This is a genomic window from Streptomyces sp. NPDC057010, from assembly GCF_042673805.1.
GTDB lineage: Bacteria > Actinomycetota > Actinomycetes > Streptomycetales > Streptomycetaceae > Streptomyces.
Genome location: NZ_JBHUSC010000051.1, coordinates 16,584 through 42,458, shown reverse-complemented (window position 1 = coordinate 42,458; position 25,875 = coordinate 16,584). Strand labels below are relative to the sequence as shown.

The following is a 25,875-nucleotide window of genomic DNA, read 5'->3' as shown; positions in this document are numbered from 1 at the left end:
GCGTCAATCCCGGCCGTGCGATCTCCGGGGCGTCTCCGCGCGATCTCCGGGGGGTGTCCGGGGGATGTCCGGGACTGGCCTTGACCGTCGGCACGGGACGGTTGTCGGCCCGATGCGTCAGAATTGGGGGCAGGGCCAGCGCACGCAATCCGAGGGGCACGAATGTCCGGACTGATCGATACCACGGAGATGTATCTCCGCACCATCCTCGAGCTGGAAGAGGAAGGCGTGGTCCCCATGCGCGCCCGTATCGCCGAGCGGCTCGACCAGAGCGGTCCGACGGTGAGCCAGACGGTGGCGCGCATGGAGCGGGACGGGCTGGTGTCCGTCGCCACCGACCGCCACCTGGAGCTGACGGACGAGGGGCGGCGGCTGGCGACGCGCGTCATGCGCAAGCACCGGCTCGCCGAGTGCCTCCTCGTCGACGTCATCGGCCTGGAGTGGGAGCAGGTGCACGCCGAGGCCTGCCGCTGGGAGCACGTGATGAGCGAGGCGGTGGAGCGGCGGGTGCTGGAGCTGCTGCGCCACCCGACCGAGTCCCCGTACGGGAACCCGATCCCGGGGCTGGAAGAGCTGGGCGAGAAGGCCGAGGCGGACCCGTTCCTGGCGGACGGCATGATCAGCCTGTCCGAGCTGGACCCGGGCACCGAGGGCAAGACCGTGGTCGTGCGCAGGATCGGGGAGCCGATCCAGACGGACGCGCAGCTCATGTACACGCTGCGCCGTGCGGGCGTGCAGCCCGGCTCGGTGGTGAGCGTGACGGAGTCCCCGGGCGGTGTGCTCGTCGGCTCCGGCGGGGAGGCCGCCGAGCTGGAGGCGGAGATCGCCTCGCACGTGTTCGTGGCCAAGCGCTGAAGCGAAGCGGCTGTCGCGTTGACGCGGATTTCCCCGCAACGCCCCCCGCACGGTTCAGGATGTGGATAGTGGACGGTCCCGGCGCCTCGCGGCGCCGGGACCGGTCCTCCCCTGTTGACCTGGAGCCCCGAGCTCTCAAGGTCATCCCCTTCGGACCGTCTTCCCCGAGCGGCCCGCCTCCCTGTTGAAAGGATCTCCATCGGCAGCGGCGGCCAATCCTTGAGCAAGGTCACTCGAAAGAGCGGTGTTGAAGGCAGGACACCTGTTTTCGAATACGGGTTCGATAGTCTGGCCGGGAGTGAAGGGGGTGCATCCTCGGTGGAACAGCGCATCGATGTGACGGCGGCCGACGGCGTGCGTCTGGCCGTCTGGGAGTTCCGCGCACCGGCGGCCGAGCCGGCCCCCGGCCCCGGAGCGGGCGCAGCGCGGGAGCCGGCCCCCGGGCAGGACTCCCGCCCCGCCGTGCTGTTACTCCACGGCCTGATGGGCCGCGCCTTCCACTGGGCCGGCACCGCCCGCTGGCTCGGCGAGCACCGCCGCGTCGTGGCCCTGGACCAGCGCGGCCACGGCCAGAGCGACCGCCCGCCGGCCGACCGAGACGTTCCGACCGCCCTCGGCCGCGAGGCCTTCGTGGCCGATGCCGAGACCGTCGTCGAACAGCTCGGGCTCGCCCCGGTCACCCTGATCGGCCACTCCATGGGCGCCCTCACCGCCTGGCAGCTCGCCGCCCGCCGCCCCGACCTCGTCGAAGCCCTCGTCATCTGCGACATGCGCGCCTCCGCGCTCGGCGAAGCCTCCCAGCAGGAGTGGGAGGACTGGTTCCGCCGCTGGCCCCTGCCCTTCCCCACCCAGGACGCCGCCCGCCGCTGGTTCGGCGAGGACGACCCCCGCGTGGAGCGCCCCGACCCCGGCCGCGGCGCCTTCTTCGCCGAGGTCATGCACGAAGCCCCCGACGGCTGGCGCCCGCTCTTCTCCCGCCGCCAGATGCTGACGGCCCGCGAGACCTGGGTCCACGACGCCCACTGGGAGGAGCTGGCCCAGGTCCGCTGCCCGACCCTCGTGGTCCGCGGCCTGGACGGCGAGCTGGGCCGCGCGGAAGCCCAGGAGATGGTCCGCGTCCTCCCCGCCGGCCAGTACGCCGAGATCCCGGACGCCGGCCACTACCTCCACTACGACCACCCAACGGCCTGGCGCGCGGCCCTGGAACCCTTCCTGAACGGAATCAGAGCCGACGCGCCTTGACGGCGTGCGGCCGGGCAGCCACACGACCCGGGTGTCAGCGGGCTGTCAGTGGGGTCTCCGGGGTCTGTCAGGGGGCGCTGTCACCGTGACGGCGTCACCAGGCAGACCCCGAGGGAAGAAGGACCACGATGAACACGACGACCGCCGCGCTGCAGATCCTGATCGCGCTGGCCTTCCTGAGCATTCCGCTGGTCCGCAGCCGCTACGGGGCCCGCGCCCAGGCAGCCGTCGAGGCCGAGTTGGGCCGGCAGGGGGTGCGTACGACGGTCATGGCCGAGAACGGGATGCGGCTCGACGCCGGCGGCCACGAGACCTGGGCGCCGGTCGGCATCGCCACGGCCCTGCTGGTCCCCGCCGCGTTCACCCTTGCCGGCAGCCCGCTCGGCGAGACCCTCTCCTGGATCATCCAGCCGCTGGTCGTCCTCGTGAACTGCGCGATCCTCTACTCGAACCTGACCGCCGTGCCCGCCGTCACCGCCGCCTTCGCGAAGACCGGTGACGCCGAACTGCAGCGCATCGACGTCAGGTCCATGCTCGGCGCCGCCGAGAAGGGCTTCCCCCGCTGGGTCATGCCCTACCTCCAGAACCTCCGGCACGTCGTCGTGTTCGCGGGCTCCCTCGCGGTCTTCGCCGTCCTCGCCGCCGGCTGACCCGCATGGGCCGGGAAGCGCCGCCGGCCGGAACGCACGCGGCCCTCCCTCAGCCCTTGCTCACCGCCAGCAGGATCTCCGGCAGCTGCCGCGCCACCGTCGGCGCCGCCAGGCGCAGGCCCGCCCAGGTCGCCAGCGTCCCCCAGGCCACGCCCAGCGGGAGCAGCAGCCACGAGACGCCCTGGTGCCCGGCCAGGTTGAGCCAGATCGCCGCCGCGATCACCGGGGCGCAGATCACCGCCGAGGTCAGCATGCCGCCGAAGATGCCCGCCCAGGCCAGCCCGGCCTGCCCCGGGGCGACGCTCTTGAAGGCGCCCTCCGTCGGGATGGAGTACGGGAAGCGGGCCGAGGCCAGCGCCCCCGTGCAGAGCATCGAGCCGAGCAGCGCCAGCGTCACGCCCAAAGCACCCGGAAGGACGGGCCAGTCGTCGAGCAGCGCGGCCGTGACCACCGTGACCAGGATCGTGTACGGGACGGTCACCAGCGCCAGCGCGGCGGCCCGGGCACGCAGTTCCACGTACGCGTCACGCGGCGTCGAGATCGTCTGCGCGACCATCCAGAACGCCGACGTGTCCTGCCCGAACTGGTTGTACATCTGCACGCCGAGCATGCCGGTGCCGAAGCAGGCGAGGTAGATGGAGCCCGTCCCCTGCAGGGCGTTGAAGACCGGGACGATCACCCCGATCGCCAGGGCGGTGACCCAGGCCGACTTCGTCTTCGGATCGCGGACCGCGTAGCGCAGGGTGCGCTGCATCGTCGCCCCCGTGCGCCCGCCCGGCAGCAGCGACCAGAAGCCGCCCGCGCCGCGGTCCTTGGCCGGCTGCGCCGCCGCGAGGGTCGAGCCGTCCGGTGTGACCATCAGCTTGGTCAGGCTGCGCTCCCAGAACCAGAGCAGCAGGACCAGCGCGCCGACCGTGAGGACGAGCTGCGCCGCCGCCACCCCGTAGGCGCCCTCGCTCGCCGAGTCGACCATGCCCACGGCGGTCGCCGGCGGCAGCCACCGCACCACCGCCTCGGCCGGCTCCAGCTGGGACAGGCCGCCCGCCTGGAACAGGCGCTGGCTGGCGAAGTTGGCCACCTGAGCGCCCACCGCGATCAGCAGACCGCTGAGCAGCGCCAGGTCGCGCCCCCTGCGGCTGGTCAGCAGCCGTACGTTGGCCGTGGCCACCGCCCGTGCGAGGGTCACGCAGCCGAGCAGCAGGAGCGGTACGGCCACCACCGCGGCCGCCACGCCCGCGGCGCCCCGCGCGACCGCCAGCACCGAGCCGACGGCCAGGCACAGCGTGAACAGCGGCCCGATGCCGACCAGCGAGGAGGCCAGCAGGGCCCGTACGAGCGGACGCGGGCGCAGCGGCAGCATGACCAGCCGGCTCGCGTCGAGGGTCTCGTCCCCGGAGGGGAAGAACAGCGGCATGACGCTCCACCCGAGCGCCAGGATCGCGGCCAGCAGCACGACGACCGTGCCCGCGTGGGTGCGGCCGTGCAGCATGGCCAGGCCGAGCGTGACGAAGAAGCCCACGACGAGGGCGAAGGCCAGCGTCGAGAACCAGACCACCTTGCGCTTCGAGGAGCCCTTCAGCCCGTTGCGCATCAGCGACAGCTTGAGGCGGACGAAGACCGCGGTCAGGGAGGCGGGGGCGGCGGCCGTGGCGGTCGTGCCCGCCGTGCCTCCGGCCACCGTCGCGTTCGCGGTCATCGGGAGGCCGTCCCGGAGCCGCCCAGCCATTCCAGCGAGTCCCCGGCCGCGTCGCGCCCGTGCGCGCCGACCAGTTCGAGGAACGCGGCCTGGAGGGAGGGCGCGGAGCCCCGTACGTCGGCCAGCGGGCCCGCGGCGCGGATCCGGCCGGCGGCCATGACGGCCACCCAGTCGCACAGCGACTCCACGAGCTCCATCACGTGGGAGGAGAACACGACCGTGGCGCCGGAGGCGGTGTAACGTTCCAGCACCCCGCGGATCGTCTGCGCCGACACCGGGTCGACGCCCTCGAACGGCTCGTCCAGGAACAGCACTTCGGGGTTGTGCAGCAGGGCGGCCGCCAGCCCGATCTTCTTCCGCATGCCCGTCGAGTAGTCCACGATCAGCTTGTGCTGCGAACCCGCCAGGTCCAGGACGTCCAGCAGCTGCGTCGCCCGCTTGTCGGTCTCCTCGCCCGGCAGCCCCCGCAACCGGCCCATGTAGCCGAGGAGTTCACGCCCCGACAACCGCTCGAAGAGCCGCAGGCCCTCCGGCAGCACGCCGATCCGCGACTTCACCTCCGCCGGGTCCGCCCACACGTCGTGCCCGGCGACGACCACCCGCCCCATGTCCGGGCGCAGCAGCCCGGTCACCATCGACAGCGTCGTCGTCTTCCCGGCGCCGTTCGGGCCGACCAGACCGATGAACTTGCCCGCGGGCAGCTCCAGATCGATCCCGCCGACGGCCACCTGCTCGCCGAAGCGCTTCCACAGACCTTCCACCCGTACGGCGGACGGCGCGGATCGCGCGCCACCCGTCCCGTACGTCCCGCCCGTCGCATCACCCTGGTCCGGCATGCGCCTGCCTCTCATTGCGTCCCCGTTGGTCGTTCTTTCCTCACGATAGGAGGAGGGGGAGAGGCCCGAGCAGTTACTTATGTCATCAGTTTCCGGTCGGTAATGTCCTTGCCGGGCAGCGCCGTGGCTCCGGAACCCCCGGCGCCGGGCGCGTCAGCCCTGGCGCCGCTTGCGCTCGGCCGCCGCCTCGCTGCCGCACGCGTACGCCAGCGCGTCGATGAGCTCCTCCGTGTCGGGCAGCCACCGGTTCGCCGGCGTGGGGCGCCGCGCCCACTGCACCGCGCCGCGGCCGCCGAAGCGGGTGGGCGGAGCGGCCACGTACTCGCCCTCGCCGCGCGCCACCAGGTCGAGCGCGGACGGGGTCCAGCCGAGCTTGCGCACCAGGTCCGGCACCTTCGCCCCGGCGCCCGGCAGTACGAAGAACAGCATCCGGTGGTCGGGCGTGAGGGTGACCGGCCCGAGCGTGCGCTCCATCCGCTCCAGCCGCGCCAGCGCCAGGAATCCGGCGGCGTCGGGCACGTCCAGCGCGTCGAACGTCCGGCCCGTCGGCATCAGGATCGAGGCCTCCGGGCGCTTCGCCCAGATCCGCCGCACCTGCACCGCGCTGCCGGTCGCGTGCGCCGCCCAGTCCTTCACCGCGGGGTGCGCCCCCGGGGCCACGCAGTCCTCCGCCCCGCAGGAGCACAGCTCCCGCCCGTCCCCGGGCTCCAGCCAGGTGCCGGCGAAGACGTCCCAGTGCCGTTCTTCCGCGTACCGCACGGCATGGTCCAGCAGCAGTTCGCCGCGCTGCTTGGGGATGGGCGCGGTCTCCGTGACTCCGATGGTCTCTTCCACGCCCATCACAACTCCCCGGGTCACCCGGGGTTACGGGCGTAAACCAGCCGGTGGGCGGAGCATCGATCCTGCATACGGGGCGCATCGGAGCACGCGTGGGGGCGCGTGGGAGGCCGGGGCGCTGGAGTTGGGTAGCGACACGACGCAGAGCGGAAGATTCTCCGCACATCAGGCGGGAAGTGATCATTCCAACGATCACCCGCGGCCTCAGGGGGTTTTCATGGCAGCCAGGCCTCTCGTCGCCCGCCAGCCGAACGAACGGCTGCAGGCGCTCATCCAGGAAGCCGGGTGCTCCAATGCCGGGCTCGCCCGGCGCGTCAACATGTGCGGGGCGGAACACGGTCTCGACCTCCGCTACGACAAGACCTCCGTGGCCCGCTGGCTGCGCGGCCAGCAGCCGCGCGGCCGGGCCCCCGGCATCATCGCCGAGGCGCTCGGGCGCAAACTCGGCCGGACCGTCACCATCGACGAGATCGGCATGGCCAACGGCAAGAACCTCGCCTCCGGCGTCGGCCTCCAGTTCTCCCCGACCGTCATCGGCGCCATCGAGCAGGTCTGCGAGCTGTGGCGCAGCGACGTCGGCCGCCGCGACTTCCTCGCCGGATCGAGCGTGGCCGCCTCCGCGCTCGTCGAGCCGAGCCGCGACTGGCTGATCACCGGGGCCGACACCCAGGTGGCGCGCAGCGGCGGTTCGCGGGTCGGCATGTCCGACGTCGAGGCCGTACGCGCCACCACCGAGGCGCTCAAGGACCTCGACCACCGCTTCGGCAGCGGGCACGTGCGGCCGGTGGTCGTGCACTACCTCAACTCGGTGGTGTCCGGGCTGATCGGCGGCTCCTACCGGGAGCCGGTCGGCCGGGCCCTGTTCGCGGCGGTGGCCCGGCTCACGGAACTCGCCGGCTACATGGCGGTGGACACGGGCCAGCCGGGCCTGGCGCAGCGCTACTACATCCAGGCGCTACGGCTGGCCCAGGCGGCCGGCGACCGTGCGTACGGCGGCTACGTCCTGGCGGCCTCCATGAGCCACCTCGCCGCCGAACTGGGCAACCCGCGGGAGATCGCGCAGCTGGCGCGGGCCGCCCAGGAGGGCACGCGCGGGCAGGTCACGCCGCGGGTGGAGGCCATGTTCTACGCCGCCGAGGCGCGCGGGCACGCGCTGCTCGGGGACGCCCGGGCCACGGCGGTGCTGTCCTCGCGGGCCGTGACGGCGCTGGAGCGGGCGGAGCCGGAGTCGGGCGACGACCCGGCGTGGATCCGCCACTTCGACCAGGCGTACCTCGCCGATGAGCTGGCGCACTGCCACCGGGACCTGGGGCAGGCGGACGCGGCGGCGAGGAGGGCGGAGGAGGCACTGCGGGGTCTGCCGGCGGGCAAGGCCCGCCGGCGGGCGATCGGGCTGCTGCTGCTGGCGGCGGCGCGGGTGCAGCAGCGGGAGGTGGAGCAGGCGTGCCAGACGGCCACGCAGGCCGCTGATCTGCTGGAGGGGCTCCGGTCGAACCGCGGAGCGGAGTACCTGGAGGACTTCCGCACCCGCCTGGAGCCGTACCGGGAGGAGGCGGCGGTCCGCGAATTCGGCGCCCGCCTGGAGGTGCGGGTGGCCTAGCCCGTCTGCGGTGCCGCCGCGCGAGCGACCCCGCGCCTCGAACGCAGGCGGGGCTGGAATCCCGGAACCGGGGGTCCGGGTGGTCTGACGGTCGCCGTGGGTGACCAGGTAGCGTGAGCCGACGGTTCCGTAGGTTCGGGCAAGTCGGAGAAGGAGTCCCCGGTGACGGAGAGCGGACAGGGGGGCGCGCCCCAGCAGGGTGCCCCGTGGGGTCCGGCGTACCCGGAGCAGCCGCCGGCGCAGCCGGAGTACCAGGAGCCGGGCTACCCGGCGCAGGCCCAGCCCCCCGCCCAGGCCCCGGACGGGCCGGCCTACGGCTACCCGCACGCCTATCCGGCGGGCCCGGGGGAAGCGGGGCACGTGGTGGGACCGGGCTACGAGGGGCCGGGCCAGCCGCACGGCTACGGCTATCCGCCGCTGCCCGAAGCGGTCACCCAGTACATCCCGCCGGTCCCGGCCGCCCCCGCGGGGCACGAGGAGGCGGCGACGCAGTACATCGCGCCGGTCCCGGCTTCCCCCGCGGGGCACGGCGAGGCGGCGACGCAGTACATCGCGCCGGTCCCGGCCGCCCCTGCCGGGCACGGGGAGGCCGCCACGCAGTACATCCCGCCGGTTCCGGCCGCCCCCGCCGGGCACGGGGAGGCCGCCACGCAGTACATCCCGCCGGTTCCGGCCTCCCCCGCCGGGCAGGACGAGGCGGCCACGCAGTACATACCGCCCGTGCCGGGCGGGCCCGCGGCCGGCGGGTTCCCGGGGGACGACTCCGTCGGGCAGACGCAGCAGCTGCCGCCCGTCCAGGAGCCGGTGCTCCGGCAGCAGCCGCCGCCGCGCCCCTATCCGCCGCGCGCGCAGGGGCCCGTACCGCCCCGGCAGCCGCACCCGCACCAGCAGCCGCAGTACGCCCCGCCCCCGCCGCCGGAGGCGAACCGGAAGGTGTCGCCCGGGATCATCGCGGCGGTGGTCATCGGCCTGGCCGTCGTAGGACTCGGCGTCGGCTCGCTGCTCGGCGACGGCAAGCCGCAGAACAACGACCCGGGTGCCGTGCCCTCCGCCCCCGCGTCGAGCGGCGGCTCCGCGGCGCCCGGCGGGGAGGCGCCGGTGGATCCGGGCCGCCCGCAGGCCGTCCAGCTGGACAAGCTGCTCGCGGACAGCAACGACAGCCGAGCCTCGGTGATCAAGGCCGTGGACGACATCAAGAGCTGCAACAACCTCGACCAGGCGGCATCGGACCTGCGCGACGCGGCCCGCCAGCGCGAGGAGCTCGTCACCCGCCTCCAGGAGCTGAAGCTGGACCAGCTCCCGGACAACGCCCGCCTGACCGCCGCGCTCACCAAGGCCTGGCAGTCCTCCGCGGCCGCCGACAACAGTTACGCGGCCTGGGCGGGCGACGTGGCCGCCGACCGCGGTGACAAGGGCGACAAGGGCTGCAAGGACGGCAAGGCGAAGAACAGCGAGAACGCGGCCGCCGGCAACAAGGCGAGCGGCGAGGCGACGAAGGCCAAGGAGTCGGCCGCGACCCTGTGGAACAACATCGCGTCCAAGTACGGCCTCACCAAGCGCGACAAATCGCAGCTGTGAGCGGGACGGCCGCGGGTCAGGCCGCTCGCGGGGCCTGCTCCAGGGTGGCCGTCATGTCCACGGCCTGCTCGCCCGGCTGGGCGACGAGGCGGCCCGACTGGACGACCTGGAAGCTGACCCGGCCGTTGACCATGCGGGGGAAACCGGCGACGGCGCGCATGTCCTGGTAGCGCCAGCTCAGATCCGGGGTGAGGCCGCCGGTCTTGACCGCCTGCGACTGGTTCAGCGCCCGTGAGAGCTTGCGGGCGCTGATCTCCTCGCCCTCCTTGAAGCGCTTCACGACCTCGTTCAGCACCGTGTACGCGATCCAGGTGGTCTGCGTCCCGCTGTCGTCGGGGTCCACGGAGTCGTCGCCGAACGCGTAGTCGGAGATGACCTTGCGCATCGGCTGCCAGAGCGGGTCGGTGGACACCGGGTACCAACTGGTCACGTACGCGCCCTCGAAGGGGCTCTCGCGGCCGCCGGTGCGGTCCACCACCGCCTGGCTGACGCTGCCGAGGACGGAGGAGATCTGCGGCTTCCTGTTCTTGACGTCCTCCCGGCGGAAGGCGTCGAAGAACGTCTCGGTGCGCTCGCCGAGCACCGCCGTCACACAGCCCCGCTCCTTGCCGGCGGTGGCGGTGGCGGTGGCGTTGGTGAGGGCCTGGCGGGCCTGCGGCGCGAAGTCGGCCGAGTCCTCGGCGGCCCGGATGTCGGAGGCGTCGGCCATCTGGTTGGCCCGGAGCCCGGAGTTGAGCAGGACCGGCAGCGAGTCGCCCGCGAGGGTGTCGGGGCGGACGAGGGCGACCTGGCTGCAGGCGCGGCCCAGCTGGTGGCCGGCGCCGGCGAGGAGGACGGGCTGGCCGCCGTTGACGGGGTAGGAGAGCGGGGACTGGAACTCCTCGGAGGAGACCCCGTACCCGCCGATGAAGGGGATGCCCTCGGCCTCCAGCGGGGCCATGAAGGCACGCCCGTGCTGGCTGTAGGAGCCGACGACGGCGACGGCCTTCTCGGTGATGGCCTTGCGGGCGCAGTCGGCGGCGCCGTTGGCCGTGTTCTTCTCGTTGCAGGTCAGGACGCGCAGCTTGTGGCCGTTGATGCCGCCCTTGGAGTTGACCCAGCGCTCGTACGCCTTGGCCATGCCGGGCATTCCGGCCATGTTGGTCGCTTTGGTGCCCTCCGGGGCGAAGGTCATGACGGTGATGGTGTCCCCGGAGCCCCCCGAGCCTCCGGGGAGCACCCCGCATCCGGCGACGAGACACGCACCCAGGGTCGTGGCAAGGAGGGTGCGGGAAAGGTGTGCTGTGCGTCGCCGATCGGTCATGTCCATGCACCATTCCGCCCCACGGGTAACGGAGTAGTGAGGTGTACACAACATTCGGTGACGCCAAGGTGAATTGCCGGGGGGAATCTATGCCTCCGTTTGTTCACCGGCGCCTGAAGATCGCGGAGAGCGGGAACGTACGATCGAGGACGTGACATTCGCCCAAGGTTCGAAGAACTCTTCCCGCCGCGGCGGCCGCTCCTCCACCATGGGCGGCATGCCCCTCAACGACATGCCGTGGTGGCGCTGGCGCAGCAACGTGCGCTCGGCGCTGCACATGCTCTCCGACCAGGCCTTCCACGAGGACACCTGGCTGGCCGGCACCGAAGGCTACGGGGACGTCACCGACGCCGTGTACCGGCTCGTCGAGGACACCTGGCTCGACAGCTGGTCCGCCGAGAAGTACGTCGGCACGATCTTCCGCGACTCCCAGGAGGCGGCCCTCGTCGACCTGGCCGTGCTGCGCGTGCTGCGCATCCTCCACCAGGTCGGCCCCGACGCCCCCGTCTCCGCCTACCTGGAGCACCACGCCTGGCCCGAGGCCGTCCGCGCGGCGCGCGAGGCCCACGTACGCCTGGCCGCGGCGGACGGCGACGACCCCGACGCACGGCCGCGGTCGCTCGAAGTGTTGAGAATCCTCACGCGCACCGTGTGAAAAACTGTCGGGTCATGAGCGACCCGCACCCCGAGGCCCCGGCCCAGCAGCAGCCCCAGTACGTCCTGACCGTGTCCTGCCCCGACAAGCAGGGCATCGTGCACGCCGTGTCGAGCTACCTCTTCATGACCGGCTGCAACATCGTGGACAGCCAGCAGTTCGGAGACCGGGAGACCGGGCTCTTCTTCATGCGGGTGCACTTCGAGGCCGAGCCGTCGGTGACGGTGGAGAAGCTGCGCGCCAGCTTCGCCGCGATCGGCGACTCGTTCAAGATGGACTGGCAGATCCACCGCTCCGAGGAGCGCATGCGGATCATCCTGATGGTGTCGAAGTTCGGCCACTGCCTCAACGACCTGCTGTTCCGCTCCAGCATCGGGGCCCTGCCCGTCGAGATCGCGGCCGTGGTGTCCAACCACACCGACTTCGCGGAGCTGGTCGGCTCGTACGAGATCCCGTTCGTGCACATCCCGGTGACGAAGGACACGAAGGCGGCGGCGGAGGCGGAACTGCTGGAGCTCGTGCGCGCCGAGAACGTCGAGCTGGTGGTGCTCGCGCGGTACATGCAGGTGCTGTCGGACAACCTGTGCAAGGAACTGAGCGGGCGGATCATCAACATCCACCACTCGTTCCTGCCGAGCTTCAAGGGCGCGAAGCCGTACCACCAGGCGCACGCGCGGGGTGTGAAGCTGATCGGCGCCACCGCGCACTACGTGACGGCGGACCTGGACGAGGGGCCGATCATCGAGCAGGAGGTCGAGCGGGTGGGGCACGAGGTGACCCCGGACCAGCTGGTGGCGATCGGGCGGGACGTCGAGTGCCAGGCGCTGGCGCGGGCCGTGAAGTGGCACAGCGAGCACCGCGTCCTGCTGAACGGCTCCCGCACGGTGGTGTTCGCGTAGGCCGCTGCCCTGCGGCCGGGGCGCGGTTGTCGGGCCCCTGCGGGCCGGGTGCCGGGGCGCTGCCCCGGACCCCGCTCCTCAAACGCCGGAGGGGCTGGACTTTCCCCGCCTGAGTGCCCACGTGCGGCTCAAGGATCGGGGCCCCGCCCCGGACCCCGCCGGCGGGGCTGGAGGCGGCTTCCCCCGAAACCCCGCCGAGCGCGCCGCAGGCGTCAGGCGTCAGGGGCCTCCACGCCGCAGTACGCCGCGAACGCCCTCAGGACGTCGTCCTCCGCGAGGCGGTCGTCGCCGTCCGGGTCCAGGGCTGCGGCCACCTGGGTGGCCAGGGCCGGGGCCGTGCCGAGGACGCGCAGGACGCGCGCGGCCGCCGCCGGCGTGGCGCCGGCGCCGTCCTCGTCCGCCACCGCGATCACCGCCCGCAGGAACGGCCGGGCGATCTCCGCGAACCGCTCCGGACTGTCCCGCAGCCGCTTCGCCGCCCCGGTGATGAACTCCTCGCGGGACACCCGCTGGTCACCGTCGACATCGGCGATTCCGGCCATCCCCTGCCAGAACGCCTCCGCGCCCGCGAAGACGGCCTGGCCCTTGTCCGACCGGGCGGTGGTACCGAATTCGGCCAGGACGGCCTTCGCGGCCGCGCTGAAGTCCTCCCGGTCGATATAGCCGGACCCGTCCTGGTCGAAGGTGGCGAACCGGGCGGCGATCTTGCGCTCGTATTCTGCGCTGTCCATATGCGGCGTTCCGCCTTCACGTGTGCGTGGGGTACAGATCAAGACAAGGCAGGAGCGTAAGGCCTCCGTGGCCTGCGCGTTAAGCGAAGTGGTCAAGGAACCGGCCGCATCGAACCAGCGCACGGGAAGCGCGGTGGGGCGCGCACACCTGTGCCCATGTGCCGCCCGGTCCAACGGGGTTCGTACGGGTTCACGCCGCGCCACACCCCTATCACGGAGGGCTCACTTCGAGGGCGAGGTTCTCCCAAAACGGGCGCGCCGGGCCGAGTGCCGACTACATTCGATGCGTCGACACACGGCCACGGCTGGGGGCACTATGCCGAAGGACGTACCACCGCGCTGGGACCGCCGCATGCAGCAGCGCCTCGCACGCGGCGAGGCCGCCGCGCTCGGGGAGCTGTACGACCGCTTCGCCTCGCTCGTGCACAGCCTCGCGCACCGGGTGCTGGGCGACGAGAAGGCCGCGGACCGGATCACGCGCGAAGTCTTCGGCTACATCTGGGAGAACCCCGACGCCTACGACCCCAAGCAGGGCTCCATGCGCTCCTGGGTCGCCCGCATCACCCAGGGCCAGGCGGTGGCCCGGCTGCGCCAGGCCGAACTGGGCCGGGGCTCGCGCGAGGAGCTGGAGCAGAAGGTGCGCAGCGCCAACGCCGCCGCCCGCGCGGACTACATCGTCACCTCCATGCCGGCGCCGCTGCGCGCCGCGCTGGAACTCGCCTACTTCAAACGCCGCGACTACCGGCAGGCCGCCGCCGACCTCCAGATCAGCGAGGACGAGGCGCGGCGCCGGCTGCGCCTCGGACTGCAGCTGCTGTCGACCGCCAACGCCCTCCCGCCGGAGGACACCACCCAGCCCGGATACGGCCCACAGGAATACGGAACGCGCCGATGAACGGCCCCGCCGAGTCGCCCGACGACCGTTACGAGCTGCCCGGCGGCCCGAGGCGGATACCGGGTCCGCGCGGGCCCGCCGACGACCTCGACCCGCGCTGCGCCCCCGAGCCTGCGCCGGCTGCGGCCGAGAGGTTCCCCCAGCCGTCGCCGCCGCCCTCGCACGCCGTACTGAAGTCCCTCCTCGGCGCGTGGGCGTTGGCCGCCTGCTCCACCGAGGAGACCCAGGCGGTCGAGGACCACCTCACCGAGTGCGCGCCCTGCGCGGAGGAGGCGCTGCGGCTGCGCGACGCGGTGGGGCTGCTGCATCCCGAGGAGAGCCTCGACCTCAAGCCGCTGCTGCGCTCGCGGGTGCTGGAGGACTGCCTGGGCAAGCGGCCGGCCCGCATCCCGGTGCCGGCGTGGGCGAGCCCGTACGACACCGAGACCGCGCGGCTCGACGCACTGCTCCAGGACTTCGGGGACTCGGAATGGCACACCCCGGTCCGGTTGAAGTGGTTCGAGGAGGAGCGGCGCAGGTCGCACCGGACGACGGTGGCGGGCGTGATCGGGCACCTGCTGACGGTGGACGGCCTGATCGCCGGCGCGCTCGGACTGGACGACCCGCTGGGAGCGGACGCGCCGGCGGGCGACCCGGCCGCGCGGACGGAGCACTTCTGGAAGGCGTCGGCCTACCCCGCGACGCGGCGGGTCCGCGAGCCGTGGCGGGAGCAGGGGCACACGCTGGTGCGCACGGTCTCCTTCGCGGGCCGGGGCGTGGCGGAACTCTCCGTGGACTACGGGAGCTTCGCGCTGCCGCTCGGGGACGCGTTCCTGGAGCGGGCCTTCGAGTGCTGGGTGCACGCGTGGGACATCGCGGACGCGGTGGACTACCCGTACGAGCCGCCGTCCGGGGCGCACCTGCACGGGATGATCGACCTGGCGGCGCGCCTCCTGCCGGGGGCGCTGGCCTCGCGGCGGCGTGCGGGACTGGCCGCGCCGGCGCGGGGCCTGGTCGCGGCGGGCGCGCCGGGCCGGACGCTGCACCTGGAGATCGAGGGCGCGGGCGGCGGCAGCTGGGACATCGCGCTGGACTCCCCGGCGGCGAAGCCGTCGGCGGACCGGACGGTGGCGGAGATCGCCCTGGACGGCATCGAGTTCTGCCAGCTGGCCGCGGGCCACATCGCCCCGGAGGACGCGGCCGCAGGCCAACACGGCGACCGCGAGGCCATCCGCGACGTCCTGTTCGCGGCGGCTTCGCTCAGCCGGATGTAGGGGGTGTACGGGCCGGGGGTAGGGACGGGTGGGGTTGCGGCAGAGACTTCTGTACGTGTTCACGCGCCTTCGGGGCCTTCACCCCCCTGGCTCCCCGCCCCAGAGCGGCGGTTGCCCACCCGCCCCCCTCGGCGGCGGAACCGAGCCTCGGTCAACTGTCGGGCGGGGTCGGCGACACCGGCATCTCGCTCAGGCAAGCCGAGCAGCGAGTCGGCGGCTTCGGGGTTCGGGGGCCGATCCCATCGGCATCGGAGACGGTTTGGGGGTTTCCCGCCAGTCCCATAGTCCTTCCGGGGCGGGCCGGCCTGTCAAGGGCGCTCCTTCGTCGCGTCGCTTCGCGATGGCCTACGGCCACCCTTGACAGACCGTCCCACCCCGGAAAGACAAGGACTGTCGGGAAGCCCCCAAAGGGATGGTCACCGGGCTCACTTATTCGGGCCCAGGGCATCAGCGATGCACTCCCCCGGTTCCGGGGCCGGGATGCCCACGCGGGCCCGCCACCAGGGCCCTTCCGGGCCGGGCGGGCTGTCTTCCCGCACGAAACGGCGGCGAGAGCCTCATCGGCAGCGGGCGCGCGTCACATCGCTACGCGCTCCTGCCCCTCAGCGTCAGCCGGCCTCTTGGGCTGGTCATAAGCCGCCCACGATCGCTACGCGCTCCTCAATCACGCGTCCGGCGACTGTCGTGGGTTGTTCTTCGTCGAGGAGACGGGTATCCGGGAGCTGGTTCAGCCGGTGCTGTGGCGGGGTTCGTTTGCCCACGCTTTGGCCGCCGCGAGATTGGGAGCGGTACCGGCCGGGGCATAGGTGAAGCCGTCCCATTCCTCCAGGACACGGGCCTCTTCTGGCCGCACGTGCTCCGCGCCCCCTCCAGCCGGCCGGTGGCGGCGGTAGACGTCCATGGGTGCGCGGCGGCGTTTGTCGTACGCGGCGAGCGGGTCGGAACCGTCCAGGCGGGGAACGGCACGGGAGGGTTGGTTCGGAGGCCCTGGTCTGCGGTGCTTGCCCATGGGGGCAGAATCCCACAGCAGTGGAGGGGAGTCGGCGTGCTTTCGCGGGTGGCTCAGATGTTGGTCTGCGGCATGGACGTGCAGGGTGAACGCCTCCTCGGTCGTGATCCGCTCCGGAGTGTGCCGGGTGGCCCGGCCTGTGTCCCGTAGGTCCGCTGCCGGTGGGAGCGGGGCTGCCGGAGGCTGGTGCGGCGTGGGTGAGGGCCGCGATGAAGGAGACCGTGCCGCAACGCAGTTGACCCTCACCAGTGCCGTTGTTGTGCATCCGCCTCAGACGTCGAGCGGGCCAATGGGTTAGCGAAGGGGGTGCTCCCATCGCAGGTCCGGGTAGTTTGCGAGGCGGTAGGTGTGGTGCCCCTCAGCCACGTGGATGCTGACCTCCGAAATGCCCGGCTGCCCGATGCCTGCCCACCCCAGGAGCGCCCGCTCGATGTCGTCCCAAAGCCGGACCGGGCCGCCCTGGCGTACGGTCCACTCGGCGCCGTCCTGGATGAGCTCGGCGAAGCTTTCGCGGTTCGGGTCGAAGAGGTAGACGCGAGGCGTGCCGTCGCCGGCCCGGACCCGAAGGATTTGGGCCGCCGGAGCCGCGAGCTGGGCCAGGAAGGCCGGCATCGGCTCATCGAGGTCGGTCGGGGCTACGAGGGCCCGCCGTTCGCTGTCGGGGTACGCCGCCCGGGAGGAGAGATCCCCGGCGATCGGTGTGACCGCCTGGGAGCGCGCCTGCATGAAGCTGGCGTGCGCGATGAACCGCCCGTCGGCTGTCCCGTCCTCGCGCACGGTGACCTTGGCGAGGCCGGTCCCGGTGGCGAGTGACCCGATGGTGGCGAGGATGATGCCGCCGGGGCGGGTCTGCCGAACCCAGGTGTAGGGGATGCGCCGGACGCCGCAGGTGGCGATCGCTCGGTCGTACGGGGCGCGGCGGGGCAGGCCGAGGAGTCCGTCCCCTGTGACGGTCCAGGTGGAGAAGCCTGCGGTCTCCAGGGCGGCGTCGGCGCGTGCGGCGACTCCGGGGTCCAGCTCGATCGTGGTGACGTTGTCCTCGCCCAGGCGGTGGCACAGCAGGGCCGTGGAGTACCCGGTCCCGGTGCCGATCTCCAGCACGCGGTGCCCGTCCTCGACGTCCAGGGCCTCGATCATCTCCAGCACCAGTTGCGGGATCGTGGACGACGAGGTCGGGATGCCCGGTACCGGGCCTGACGTCTGGTCGGTGGTGAGGTGGTTGTCGAGCTGCGTGACGAGGGACGCGTCGGAGTATGCGATCTTGATCCACTCCGCCGGGTCGGTGCCGGCGGCGGTTACCGGCCGCCAGAGTCCGTCTCCGGTGGGCAGGAAGACGCCCGGGTTCAGGAAGAGTTCGCGGGGGACGGCCTCGACGGCCTTTCGCCATGTGGGAGTGCGGATGGCGCCTGCGGCTTCGAGGCGGTCGGCGAGCGCCTGCCGCTCGGGGCTGGTGTCGATCAAGGGGCTTCTCCTTGGGCGAGCAGGTCAGCGAAGGCGGCCGCCATGGGGAGCCCGGTGTGCTCCTCCAGCCAGCCCCACTGTCCGTTGGGGTTGAGTTCCAGGAACCAGTACGTGTCGGCGTGGTCGACGGCGAGGTCGAAGGATCCGGACGCGAGGTCGAAGGTGTCGAGGAAGGCGAGGAGGGCCATTTCCAGAGGCTCGGGCAGGATGATGGCCGAGTACGTCAGGGCAGAGTAGTCCCGCCGCCAGTCCAGGAGATCGGACTCGATGCGCACGGCGAAGACCTGGCGGCCCACGACCAGGACGCGGATGTCACAGGCCTTGTCGATCCGTGTCTGGAAGAGGTGCGGGATGACGCGTACCCGGTCGTCGATCTCGCCGGCGGCGACCGGCTCCACCCAGGACATCACCGGGACGCCATCCCGCTGGTAGGGCGTCGCCCGGAGCGTCTTGTGGATCACGCCGGGATGGGCTGCCACGAATTCCCGGGCCTCGGACGGGTCGTTGGTGATGAGCGTGGACGGTACGGTGAGGCCGAGCCGCTGCGCCACGGCCAGTTGGTGGGGTTTGTAGTCCGCTTCGGCGTTCCTCGTGGGCAGGTTTACCCACAGCGTGCCGTCGAGGGCGTGCAGGATGCCGCCGAGCCCGTATCGCGTCTGAGCGGCAGCGAACCGGGCGTCGTCAGGGCTCATGGCGGGGAAGGCCGGCCAGGTCGGCCGGCGCCAGTACACGGCCCGTACGTCATCCAAACGGGCGGATCTCGACGGGGTGAGCACCCGCCCGGCCGCGTGGGCCTGGCGGGTGCCGTACCGAGCCGAGACCGTCAGGCCGTCGCCGATGTCGGCGGGATTGAACCTGACCACCGGCACACTGCGCCGGTTGAGTTCGGTGATGACCATGTCGGCGGTGACGTCGTTCGCCTCCGTCGCGACGAGGACCGGCCTCTTCTCGGTGGTGGTCATCAGTCCTGCTGGTCGTCCTGGTCGGTGCCCTGGTCGGCAGTACCGGGTCCCCCGTCCGGGCTGGTCTGGGTCTGGGTGCCCGTGGAGCTTGCGGTGCCGTGCTGGCCCATCTCCACGACCTGGCCGTTCCGGTCGCGGAAGATGCCGGTCTGGGTGGCGGGGTCGATGGTGACGGAGGCGTGCGGGAGCTGGATGGTGGTGGGGTGGGGGGCGAGGCGGCTGCTTCCCCACGGTGCAACGGGGGCAAGGGACGTGATGGTCATGGTGTCTCCTCGTTGGTTGGTCAGATCAACTGGTGCTGGCGACGATCACGGCAAGCACGCCGAACACGATGGCCACGTGCGAGGCCTGGTGGACCCGCTCTGTCACTGGCTGGACCGGCCCACGGAGGCGTCGGGCGTCCGCTGCTCGCGGAGTGCCTTGAGCATGTTTCTCGCGATGAGCGCCAGCATGCGGGCGTACGCGAGGTTGTCGGCTGTGCCGTACCAGGGGCCCTCTTCGGCCTGCGAGGCCAGGGCCGCCCAGTCGAGCAGGGCGCCGACCGCGCGTGTGGACCGCTTGGACTCGGGGATTTCGCTGAGGCCGACCGCGAGGGTCTTGCAGTGCGTGATCACCCGCGAGGTCAGCTCCGCAAGCTCTGCGGCCTCGGGCTCGGTTGTGAGAGCCGTGGTGATGTCCTGCTCTGCGCCGTCCTCGACGGCCGCCTCGATTACGTCCGCGAGCTCCTCGAGTAACGCCCCAAGGTTCGTGAATCCGTCACTCAGGGCCCCTCGGCTGTGCTCGTGCACGGCTGCTCCCTACTGTCGTCAGCGGGTGGAGACATCACGATGACGGCAGGGAACACGAAGAAGGGGCCCGATTCGGGCCCCCTCGCTAAGCGGCCAGCAGGCCGATGTCGACAGCCAGCCGACTTGCCCTCCGACGCCGCTCCGGAAGACGAGACGCCGTCTCCTCCAGCAAGATCGAGCGGGCGTACCCGTTGTAGCGGATCGTCTCGGACGCCGCCGCGTGTGCCTGTTCCAGCGTGGCGAGCGCGGTTTCCTGCTGGCCGTCGAGGTAGTAGGCGCGGGCCTGCTCGATCCGATGCCGGGCCCGCCGGGGCCGGGACGGGATCGCCTCCGCCTCCGCCCGGTTTGCCTGCCGTACGGACTCGCCGCCAGCCCGAAGCTCGACCGCGACGGTGACGCCGTGCGCACCCATCACGGCCCGGCCGAAGCTGGTCACGCGGTGGAAGTAGCCGGCGGGGAGCCGCTGGGAGATGCGGTCGGCGCGGTCCCACCATCCCCACGCAGTGCCCGTGGCGCGGCGCTTCGCCGCTGTCAGTCCCGCCTCGACGCGGAGCGCGCCGGTGATGGCCCGCACGTCGGGGGATGCGTCCGCCAGTCTCGGTTCCAGCAGGCGCAGGGCCTGCATCACCACGTCGTCGGCTTCGTCGTAGTGTCCCGGTCCCGAGTCCCGGTGAGCCTGCGCAGACAGCCAGGCAGCCACGCCGATGGCGTGCGGGTCCTCTGACTCCTGCGCGGCGGCCATGCCGCGCTCGGCCACTCGCCACAACAGGGACGGGTCAGGCTGGTAGGCGACGAAGAACTGGGCGAGGAAGAACGTCTCGGCCTGGAGCGCCAGTGCGGCGCGGCGGTCGGTCGAAGTCTCGGCCTGCCGGACGGCGAGCTGCGTGTCCCGGATCAGGCCGGGGAGCAGCTCTCCGAGTACCGCACGGTGATTCGGCGCTCCGTGACGAGCCGCCCACGCGGCATCCAGGGCCGCGCGCAGGAAGGCCTGGGACGGTGACTCTCGGGTGCCCGGGGCCGGGTACGTTGTGAGCGCAGCCCGGACCGCAGGGAGCTGATCGTGACCGGGGCCGACGAAGAGATCGGTGTGCGGCTCGGCGCCGACATCACCCACGAGGTCATTCAGGCGGCGAACGCGCAAGACTTCAGCGATGCGGAGGATCTCCGGCAATCGCGGCATTCTCAGGGTCCCGGTCTCAATCTTCTTGACCCATGAGGCGTGGTGGCCGAGGAGTCCGGCAAACTGCTCGCGAGTCATGCCTCGACGGTTGCGGTAGATCTGGACGCGTTGCCCGAACGCGACGGGGTTGTCGTACGGGTCGGGGGTAGCATCAGATGACACGGCCTTGCCCCTTCTCTGTGCAGCTCGACGCTGAACAGCGTAGGGGGCAGGGCCTCTTCCGTGCGCCCCCAGACGCACGGAAGCGCCTCGTCCCGCCCTCAGCGGAAGGGGGGATTGCGCGGCCGGGAGATGCCGTACCACTGGAGGCCCAGCCGGTGTTGGTGGAACTCGTCGGATGGCTCGCCTTGATGAGGCTGTGCGAGGGCTGGGGCTACCGAGGGGCTTCGCGTGTGAGTCGCGGCCTGCTCAGGAGTAGCGCTCGCGGAGTTTGTACTTCAGGACCTTGCGGAGCGCGTCGTTGCGGGGGAGGGCGTCCACCAGTTCCAGTTGTTCCGGGAGTTTGTGGGTGGCCAGGCCTGCCGTGCGGAGGTATGTCGTCAGTTGGGGGAGGGTCAGGGGGGATGCTCCCGGGGGTTGTTCGACGACCGCGCAGACGCGTTCGCCGCGGGTGGGGTCCGGGAGGCCGATGACCGCCACGTCCGTGATGTCCGGGAGTTGGTGGAGGAGGTCTTCGATCTCCTTCGCCGAGATGTTCTCGCCCTTGCGGATGATGACGTCCTTGCTGCGGCCGGTGAGGACCAGGTAGCCGTCCTCGGTGAGGTGGCCGAGGTCGCCCGTGATCAGGTAGCCGTCGGTGTCGAAGACCTCCGCCGACTGGTCGGGGTTCAGGTAGCCCTGGCAGACCGCCTCGCCCTTGAGGCGGACCTCGCCGTCCGTGTCCGGGGGCAGGGGCGCTCCGTCCGCCGTCGTGATGCGGATGGACATGCCGGTCGGGGGGCGGCCCTCGGTGGTGGCGAGGTGGTCCGCGGTGTCGTCCGGGGCGCCCATGGTGATCATCGGGACCTCGGTCATGCCGTAGCCGTGGGTCAGCTGGCAGCCCAGCTCCCGCACCACCGCGTGGTAGATCTCCGGCGGTTTGGGGGCGCCGCCGCCGGCCAGGAGGCGCAGGGTCGGGATGAGTCTGGTCGCGGGGTTCTTGCGCTGCTCCGTGAGGAACATGGAGTAGAAGGCCGTGGAGCCGCCGGCCACCGTGACCCCGTGGCGGCGGTAGCCGTCCAGGGCGTCCGGCATCGCGAACTTCTCGAAGAGGACCGCCGGGAAGCCGTACAGGAGGAGCATGACCGTGTAGTCCGGGCCGGCTATGTGGGCGAAGGGGAAGGCCATCGAGCCCACGTCGGACGGGGTCAGGTGCAGGGCGTGCGCGAGGCAGGAGCCGCCCGCGATCAGCGAGCGGTCCGTGTGCAGGACGCCCTTGGGGTCGGAGGTGGTGCCGGAGGTCCAGTAGATCCACCGGACGTCGGTGCCGGAGGCGGGGGGCGGGGGGAGTGCGGACGGGTCGCCGTCCGGGAGGGCGTCGTACGCCTCGAAGACGCCGCGTGCGCCCAGCCGGCGGGCCATGGCGGGGTAGTCGAAGCCGCGCCACACGCCGGGGACGGCGAAGTACTCGGCCTTGGCTTCCTGGAGGGCGAAGCCGACCTCCCGGTCCCGGTAGAAGGGGATGACGGGGGACTGGACGGCTCCGATCCGGGCGAGGGCGATCGACAGCAGTACGGTCTCGATGCGGGTGGGGAGCTGCCAGGCGACGACCGTGCCGGGGCGTACGCCCATGGCGTGGAGGCCGGCCGCGACGCGTTCGGAGCGGTCGCGGAGCTCGGCGAAGGTGCGCCGGCGGTCGCGGGCCGGGTCCTCGGCCGCCTCGATGAGGACGGTCGTGTCCGGGGTCAGTGCGGCCCGGCGGGTGATCAGCTCCCACAGGGTTGCCGACCGGCTCAGTTCCGTCGCTGTCGCTGTCGCGGTGTCCGTCATCCCGGCCTCCCCATAGCTGACGGATAGTCAGATCAAGCGGAGAGCGTAGAGCGCCGGCGCTTGTCGGTCCAGGGGTGGCGGGGCTAGCTTGTTTCTGACGATCCATCAGATTGGGGAGACCGCATGGGACTGGAACTGCCTCGGATCATCAGCGTCGACGACCACGTGATCGAGCCCGCCCACCTCTTCGACGTGTGGCTGCCCGCCAAATACCGGGACCGCGGCCCCAAGGCGCTCACCGCGGGCATCGGCGAGCTCGAGTACACCGGCGGCAAGTACGTGATCTCCATGGACCCCGACGGCCCGCCGACCGACTGGTGGATCTACGAGGACCTGAAGTTCCCGTACAAGCGCAACATCGCCGCCGTCGGCTTCGACCGCGACGACATGACCCTGGAGGGCATCACCCGCGAGGAGATGCGGCGCGGCTGCTGGGACCCCAAGGCGCGGCTCGCCGACATGGACCTCAACCACGTCGAGGCCTCCCTGTGCTTCCCGACCTTCCCGCGCTTCTGCGGGCAGACCTTCGCGGAGGCGCACGACAAGGAGGTCGCCCTCGCCTGCGTGCGCGCGTACAACGACTGGATGGTCGAGGAGTGGTGCGGCGACAGCGGCGGCCGGCTGATCCCGCTGTGCATCATCCCGCTGTGGGACATAGACCTCGCGGTCGCGGAGATCCGGCGCAACGCCGCCCGCGGGGTCCGGGCCGTGACCTTCTCCGAGATCCCGACCTACCTCGGGCTGCCGTCGATCCACTCCGGCTACTGGGACCCCTTCTTCGCCGTCTGCCAGGAGACCGGCACGGTCGTCAACATGCACATCGGTTCCAGCTCGCAGATGCCCGCCGCCTCCCCCGACGCGCCGCCCGCCGTGCAGGCCTCGCTCAGCTTCAACAACGCCATGGCCTCGATGATGGACTTCCTCTTCAGCGGGGTGCTGGTGAAGTTCCCGACCCTGAAACTCGCTTACAGCGAGGGCCAGATGGGCTGGATCCCCTACGCCCTGGAGCGCGCCGACGACGTGTGGCAGGAGCACCGCGCCTGGGGCGGGGTCCGCGACCTGATCCCCGAGCCGCCGTCCACCTACTACTACCGGCAGATGTTCTGCTGCTTCTTCCGCGACAAGCACGGGATCGCCTCGCTGGACGTCGTCGGGCGAGACAACGCGACCTTCGAGACCGACTACCCGCACGTGGACTCGACCTTCCCGCACACCAAGGAGGTCGCCCTCGACCACGTGAAGGGACTGGACGACGAGACCGTATACAAGCTGATGCGCGGCAACGCCATCCGCATGCTCGGCCTGGACCTGGACAAGGAGCGGGCCAAGTAGTGGACCTGACCTACACCGAGGAGGAGCAGGACTTCCGCGCCCGGCTGCGCGAATGGCTCGCCAAGGCCCTCCCCGAGCTGCCCGCCAAGCCGTCCCCGGACGACTGGCCCGGGCGGCGCGCCTACGACCTCGGCTGGCAGCGCCGGCTGTACGAGGCGGGGTACGCGGGCCTGCACTGGCCGGTGGACGCGGGCGGGCGCGGCGCCACCCCGACCCAGCACCTGATCTTCCTGGAGGAGACGGAGCGCGCGGGAGCCCCGTACGTCGGCGCGAACTTCGTCGGACTGCTGCACGCGGGCCCGACCATCGCCGCCGAGGGGACGGCCGGGCAGCGGGCGCGCTGGCTGCCGCCCGTGCTGCGCGGCGACGAGGTGTGGTGCCAGGGGTTCAGCGAGCCGGACGCGGGCTCCGACCTGGCCTCCCTGCGCACGCGTGCGGTCCGCGACGGCGACGACTACGTGGTCACCGGGTCGAAGATCTGGACCTCGCACGCGGAGGTCGCGGACTGGTGCGAGCTGCTGGTGCGGACGGATCCGGCGGCCCCCAAGCACCGGGGGATCTCCTGGCTGGCCATGCCGATGGACGCGCCCGGGGTGACGGTCCGGCCGCTGCGCACGCTCGCCGGGTCGACGGAGTTCGCCGAGATGTTCCTCGACGAGGTGCGCGTTCCGGTCGAGAACCGGGTCGGGGCCGAGAACGACGGCTGGCGGGTCACCATGGTGACGCTGTCCTTCGAGCGGGGCACCGCCTTCGTCGGCGAGGTCGTCGCCTGTCGGCGCACCCTGGGCGAGCTGGCCCGTGCGGCGAAGGCCAACGGGCGGTGGGACGACCCGGTGCTGCGGCGCAGGCTGGGGTGCCTGTACGGGGAGTTCGGCGCGCTGTGGCGGCTCACGCAGTGGAACGTCAGCGAATCGGAGCGGTCCGGCGGGGTCCCCGGTATCGGCGGCTCCGTCTTCAAGCTGGCCTACTCGCACGCGCGCCAGGAGCTGTACGACACGGCCGCGGAGGTGTTGGGGGCCGGGGCGCTGTCGCTGGACGAGGAGTGGGTGCTCGACCGGCTCTCCTCGCTCTCGTACACGATCGCGGCGGGCACCTCGCAGATCCAGCACAACATCGTCGCCGAGCGGATCCTCGGCCTCCCGAAGGGCCGGTGAGGGCCGTGGACTTCCAGCCGACCGAGGACCAGAGGGATCTGCGGGCGGGCGTACGGGACCTCCTGGCGGGGCGGTACGGGCGCGAGGCGCTGCGCGCGTCGGTGGACACCGGCGTGGCGGTGGACCGGGAGCTGTGGCGGGAGCTGGGGGAGGCGGGGTTCTTCGCGCTGCGCCTGCCGGAGGCGGAGGGCGGGGTCGGCCTCGGGCTGCCGGAGGCGGTCCTCGTCTTCGAGGAGGCGGGGCGGGCCCTGCTGCCGGGGCCGCTGGTGGCCACGCACCTGGCCGCCGGGGTGGTTGCGGGGGCGGCGGCCGGAGCGGCGGTGGTGACCGCCTTCGACCTGGGCGGGAGCGGCCTGGTGACGTACCTGGCGGAGGCGGACGCGGTGCTCGGCGCGGCCGAGCGGCCGGCCGGCGAGCCGGTGCGCTCGGCGGACCCGCTGACGCCGCTGCACCGGGCGGACGGTCCGCCGGTCCCGGTGGCGTACCGCGCCGCGGGAGCGCTGCTGACGGCCGCGCTGCAGCTCGGCAGTGCGCTGCGGACGGTGGAGCTGGCGGTGCGGTACGCGGGGGAGCGCGAGCAGTTCGGGCAGCCGATCGGGGCGTTCCAGGCGGTCAAGCACCTGTGCGCGGGGATGCTGGTGCGGGCGGAGGTGGCCCGTACGGCGGTGTACGCGGCGGCGGTGACGGCGGAGGCCGGGGAGATCGCCGCGGCGAAGCTGCTGGCGGACGAGGCGGCCGTGCGCAACGCCCGGGACTGCCTCCAGGTGCACGGCGGGATGGGCTTCACCTGGGAGGCGGACGTGCACCTGCACCTGAAGCGGGCGTGGGTGCGGGCCGAGCAGTGGCGGACCGCGGCGGAGGCGGAGGAACTGCTGGCGGCGGAACTGCTGGCCTCGGCCTCGTAGCCCCCGTCGTCGCCGTAGGGCCCGTAGCCCGCTGTGACGGCACGGGTGGGACAGGGGCACGGGAGGAACGGCGCGGGACGCATGTC

24 protein-coding genes are annotated in these 25,875 nt (G+C 72.1%); 12 read left to right on the top strand and 12 right to left on the bottom strand.

The annotated features are described in order from the left end of the window. Nucleotides 1–162: 162 nt before the first annotated feature. The 3 genes from ACFTXQ_RS29990 to ACFTXQ_RS29980 all read left to right on the top strand — a co-directional run bounded on the left by ACFTXQ_RS29990 (nucleotide 163) and on the right by ACFTXQ_RS29980 (nucleotide 2,747). Nucleotides 163–855, top strand: coding sequence for a metal-dependent transcriptional regulator (locus ACFTXQ_RS29990; RefSeq protein ID WP_382646592.1), 693 nt, complete (start codon nucleotides 163–165; stop codon nucleotides 853–855). A gap of 318 nt (nucleotides 856–1,173) precedes the next feature. Continuing rightward, entirely contained in the window at nucleotides 1,174–2,097 is a 924-nt protein-coding gene (locus ACFTXQ_RS29985) for an alpha/beta fold hydrolase (RefSeq protein ID WP_382646589.1), read from the top strand. A 128-nt stretch (nucleotides 2,098–2,225) separates the two neighbouring features. Continuing rightward, on the top strand, nucleotides 2,226–2,747 hold the full coding sequence (locus tag ACFTXQ_RS29980) for a hypothetical protein (protein ID WP_382646587.1): 522 nt from the start codon (nucleotides 2,226–2,228) through the stop codon (nucleotides 2,745–2,747). A 49-nt stretch (nucleotides 2,748–2,796) separates the two neighbouring features. On the opposite strand, the gene ACFTXQ_RS29975 is transcribed toward ACFTXQ_RS29980, so the two are convergent. The 3 genes from ACFTXQ_RS29975 to ACFTXQ_RS29965 form a co-directional block, all read right to left on the bottom strand. After that, a complete protein-coding gene (locus tag ACFTXQ_RS29975) occupies nucleotides 2,797–4,443 on the bottom strand; it encodes a transporter (RefSeq protein WP_382646585.1) in 1,647 nt (548 codons plus the stop codon). Next, a complete protein-coding gene (locus ACFTXQ_RS29970; protein ID WP_382646583.1) occupies nucleotides 4,440–5,279 on the bottom strand; it encodes an ABC transporter ATP-binding protein in 840 nt (279 codons plus the stop codon). Before ACFTXQ_RS29970 ends, ACFTXQ_RS29975 begins: the two co-directional genes overlap by 4 nt. Before the next feature lie 153 nt (nucleotides 5,280–5,432). Continuing rightward, nucleotides 5,433–6,119, bottom strand: a complete 687-nt coding sequence (locus tag ACFTXQ_RS29965; protein WP_382646580.1) for a bifunctional DNA primase/polymerase — start codon at nucleotides 6,117–6,119, stop codon at nucleotides 5,433–5,435. Between the two features lie 214 nt (nucleotides 6,120–6,333). On the opposite strand from ACFTXQ_RS29965, the gene ACFTXQ_RS29960 reads away from it, so the two are divergent. Next, the gene (locus ACFTXQ_RS29960; RefSeq protein WP_382646577.1) at nucleotides 6,334–7,716 is read left to right on the top strand and encodes a transcriptional regulator; all 1,383 of its coding nucleotides are present in this window, start codon (nucleotides 6,334–6,336) and stop codon (nucleotides 7,714–7,716) included. 162 nt (nucleotides 7,717–7,878) lie between these two features. Then, nucleotides 7,879–9,294, top strand: a complete 1,416-nt coding sequence (locus ACFTXQ_RS29955; protein ID WP_382646574.1) for a hypothetical protein — start codon at nucleotides 7,879–7,881, stop codon at nucleotides 9,292–9,294. 16 nt (nucleotides 9,295–9,310) lie between these two features. Here ACFTXQ_RS29955 and ACFTXQ_RS29950 read toward each other — a convergent pair whose 3' ends face one another. Continuing rightward, nucleotides 9,311–10,597 (bottom strand): ABC transporter substrate-binding protein, encoded by a 1,287-nt coding sequence (locus ACFTXQ_RS29950; RefSeq protein WP_382646571.1) that lies wholly within the window; start codon nucleotides 10,595–10,597, stop codon nucleotides 9,311–9,313. A 208-nt stretch (nucleotides 10,598–10,805) separates the two neighbouring features. Here ACFTXQ_RS29950 and ACFTXQ_RS29945 point away from each other — a divergent pair, with 208 nt between their 5' ends. Together ACFTXQ_RS29945 and purU are read left to right on the top strand one after the other, a co-directional pair. Continuing rightward, nucleotides 10,806–11,252: a hypothetical protein gene (locus tag ACFTXQ_RS29945; RefSeq protein ID WP_382646616.1), complete on the top strand. Its 447-nt coding sequence runs from the start codon at nucleotides 10,806–10,808 to the stop codon at nucleotides 11,250–11,252. A gap of 14 nt (nucleotides 11,253–11,266) precedes the next feature. Further along, on the top strand, nucleotides 11,267–12,151 hold the full coding sequence (purU, locus tag ACFTXQ_RS29940) for a formyltetrahydrofolate deformylase (RefSeq protein ID WP_382646568.1): 885 nt from the start codon (nucleotides 11,267–11,269) through the stop codon (nucleotides 12,149–12,151). A gap of 212 nt (nucleotides 12,152–12,363) precedes the next feature. Here purU and ACFTXQ_RS29935 read toward each other — a convergent pair whose 3' ends face one another. Next, the gene (locus ACFTXQ_RS29935) at nucleotides 12,364–12,882 is read right to left on the bottom strand and encodes an EF-hand domain-containing protein (protein WP_382646565.1); all 519 of its coding nucleotides are present in this window, start codon (nucleotides 12,880–12,882) and stop codon (nucleotides 12,364–12,366) included. 316 nt (nucleotides 12,883–13,198) lie between these two features. Between ACFTXQ_RS29935 and ACFTXQ_RS29930 the strand changes: the two genes are divergently transcribed. Continuing rightward, entirely contained in the window at nucleotides 13,199–13,777 is a 579-nt protein-coding gene (locus ACFTXQ_RS29930; RefSeq protein WP_382646562.1) for a sigma-70 family RNA polymerase sigma factor, read from the top strand. Then, complete coding sequence (locus ACFTXQ_RS29925; protein ID WP_382646559.1) at nucleotides 13,774–15,030, top strand: maleylpyruvate isomerase N-terminal domain-containing protein; 1,257 nt, start codon at nucleotides 13,774–13,776, stop codon at nucleotides 15,028–15,030. The genes ACFTXQ_RS29930 and ACFTXQ_RS29925 overlap by 4 nt, the downstream gene beginning before the upstream one ends. 727 nt (nucleotides 15,031–15,757) lie before the next feature. Here ACFTXQ_RS29925 and ACFTXQ_RS29920 read toward each other — a convergent pair. The 7 genes from ACFTXQ_RS29920 to ACFTXQ_RS29890 form a co-directional block, all read right to left on the bottom strand. Beyond that, entirely contained in the window at nucleotides 15,758–16,039 is a 282-nt protein-coding gene (locus tag ACFTXQ_RS29920) for a DUF6087 family protein (RefSeq protein ID WP_382646556.1), read from the bottom strand. Nucleotides 16,040–16,333: 294 nt separating this feature from the next. Beyond that, nucleotides 16,334–17,500, bottom strand: coding sequence for an ATP-grasp peptide maturase system methyltransferase (gene tgmC / locus ACFTXQ_RS29915; protein ID WP_382646553.1), 1,167 nt, complete (start codon nucleotides 17,498–17,500; stop codon nucleotides 16,334–16,336). Then, entirely contained in the window at nucleotides 17,497–18,462 is a 966-nt protein-coding gene (tgmB, locus tag ACFTXQ_RS29910; protein ID WP_382646550.1) for an ATP-grasp ribosomal peptide maturase, read from the bottom strand. Before tgmB ends, tgmC begins: the two co-directional genes overlap by 4 nt. Continuing rightward, a complete protein-coding gene (gene tgmA, locus ACFTXQ_RS29905; RefSeq protein WP_382646547.1) occupies nucleotides 18,462–18,725 on the bottom strand; it encodes a putative ATP-grasp-modified RiPP in 264 nt (87 codons plus the stop codon). Before tgmA ends, tgmB begins: the two co-directional genes overlap by 1 nt. 102 nt (nucleotides 18,726–18,827) lie before the next feature. Beyond that, nucleotides 18,828–19,250, bottom strand: coding sequence for a hypothetical protein (locus tag ACFTXQ_RS29900; protein WP_382646545.1), 423 nt, complete (start codon nucleotides 19,248–19,250; stop codon nucleotides 18,828–18,830). An 85-nt stretch (nucleotides 19,251–19,335) separates the two neighbouring features. After that, a complete protein-coding gene (locus tag ACFTXQ_RS29895; RefSeq protein WP_382646542.1) occupies nucleotides 19,336–20,592 on the bottom strand; it encodes a helix-turn-helix domain-containing protein in 1,257 nt (418 codons plus the stop codon). A gap of 246 nt (nucleotides 20,593–20,838) precedes the next feature. Then, the gene (locus ACFTXQ_RS29890) at nucleotides 20,839–22,398 is read right to left on the bottom strand and encodes a class I adenylate-forming enzyme family protein (RefSeq protein ID WP_382646541.1); all 1,560 of its coding nucleotides are present in this window, start codon (nucleotides 22,396–22,398) and stop codon (nucleotides 20,839–20,841) included. Nucleotides 22,399–22,521: 123 nt separating this feature from the next. Between ACFTXQ_RS29890 and ACFTXQ_RS29885 the strand changes: the two genes are divergently transcribed. From ACFTXQ_RS29885 to ACFTXQ_RS29875, 3 genes are read left to right on the top strand one after another with little or no spacing between them, the layout of a single operon-like run. Further along, a complete protein-coding gene (locus ACFTXQ_RS29885) occupies nucleotides 22,522–23,730 on the top strand; it encodes an amidohydrolase family protein (RefSeq protein WP_382646539.1) in 1,209 nt (402 codons plus the stop codon). Continuing rightward, a complete protein-coding gene (locus ACFTXQ_RS29880) occupies nucleotides 23,730–24,884 on the top strand; it encodes an acyl-CoA dehydrogenase (protein ID WP_382646537.1) in 1,155 nt (384 codons plus the stop codon). The genes ACFTXQ_RS29885 and ACFTXQ_RS29880 overlap by 1 nt, the downstream gene beginning before the upstream one ends. A 5-nt stretch (nucleotides 24,885–24,889) precedes the next feature. Further along, on the top strand, nucleotides 24,890–25,789 hold the full coding sequence (locus ACFTXQ_RS29875) for an acyl-CoA dehydrogenase family protein (RefSeq protein ID WP_382646534.1): 900 nt from the start codon (nucleotides 24,890–24,892) through the stop codon (nucleotides 25,787–25,789). Nucleotides 25,790–25,875: the final 86 nt, after the last annotated feature.

Bases quoted from the DNA above. Each gene is read 5' to 3' on its own strand.
- ACFTXQ_RS29990 (WP_382646592.1), top strand. From the start codon at position 163: ATGTCCGGACTGATCGATACCACGGAGATGTATCTCCGCACCATCCTC.
- ACFTXQ_RS29980 (WP_382646587.1), top strand. From the start codon at position 2,226: ATGAACACGACGACCGCCGCGCTGCAGATCCTGATCGCGCTGGCCTTC.
- ACFTXQ_RS29975 (WP_382646585.1), bottom strand. From the start codon at position 4,443: ATGACCGCGAACGCGACGGTGGCCGGAGGCACGGCGGGCACGACCGCC.
- ACFTXQ_RS29970 (WP_382646583.1), bottom strand. From the start codon at position 5,279: ATGCCGGACCAGGGTGATGCGACGGGCGGGACGTACGGGACGGGTGGC.
- ACFTXQ_RS29965 (WP_382646580.1), bottom strand. From the start codon at position 6,119: ATGGGCGTGGAAGAGACCATCGGAGTCACGGAGACCGCGCCCATCCCC.
- ACFTXQ_RS29960 (WP_382646577.1), top strand. From the start codon at position 6,334: ATGGCAGCCAGGCCTCTCGTCGCCCGCCAGCCGAACGAACGGCTGCAG.
- ACFTXQ_RS29950 (WP_382646571.1), bottom strand. From the start codon at position 10,597: ATGACCGATCGGCGACGCACAGCACACCTTTCCCGCACCCTCCTTGCC.
- ACFTXQ_RS29945 (WP_382646616.1), top strand. From the start codon at position 10,806: ATGGGCGGCATGCCCCTCAACGACATGCCGTGGTGGCGCTGGCGCAGC.
- purU (WP_382646568.1), top strand. From the start codon at position 11,267: ATGAGCGACCCGCACCCCGAGGCCCCGGCCCAGCAGCAGCCCCAGTAC.
- ACFTXQ_RS29935 (WP_382646565.1), bottom strand. From the start codon at position 12,882: ATGGACAGCGCAGAATACGAGCGCAAGATCGCCGCCCGGTTCGCCACC.
- ACFTXQ_RS29930 (WP_382646562.1), top strand. From the start codon at position 13,199: ATGCCGAAGGACGTACCACCGCGCTGGGACCGCCGCATGCAGCAGCGC.
- ACFTXQ_RS29925 (WP_382646559.1), top strand. From the start codon at position 13,774: ATGAACGGCCCCGCCGAGTCGCCCGACGACCGTTACGAGCTGCCCGGC.
- ACFTXQ_RS29920 (WP_382646556.1), bottom strand. From the start codon at position 16,039: ATGGGCAAGCACCGCAGACCAGGGCCTCCGAACCAACCCTCCCGTGCC.
- tgmB (WP_382646550.1), bottom strand. From the start codon at position 18,462: ATGACCACCACCGAGAAGAGGCCGGTCCTCGTCGCGACGGAGGCGAAC.
- tgmA (WP_382646547.1), bottom strand. From the start codon at position 18,725: ATGACCATCACGTCCCTTGCCCCCGTTGCACCGTGGGGAAGCAGCCGC.
- ACFTXQ_RS29890 (WP_382646541.1), bottom strand. From the start codon at position 22,398: ATGACGGACACCGCGACAGCGACAGCGACGGAACTGAGCCGGTCGGCA.
- ACFTXQ_RS29885 (WP_382646539.1), top strand. From the start codon at position 22,522: ATGGGACTGGAACTGCCTCGGATCATCAGCGTCGACGACCACGTGATC.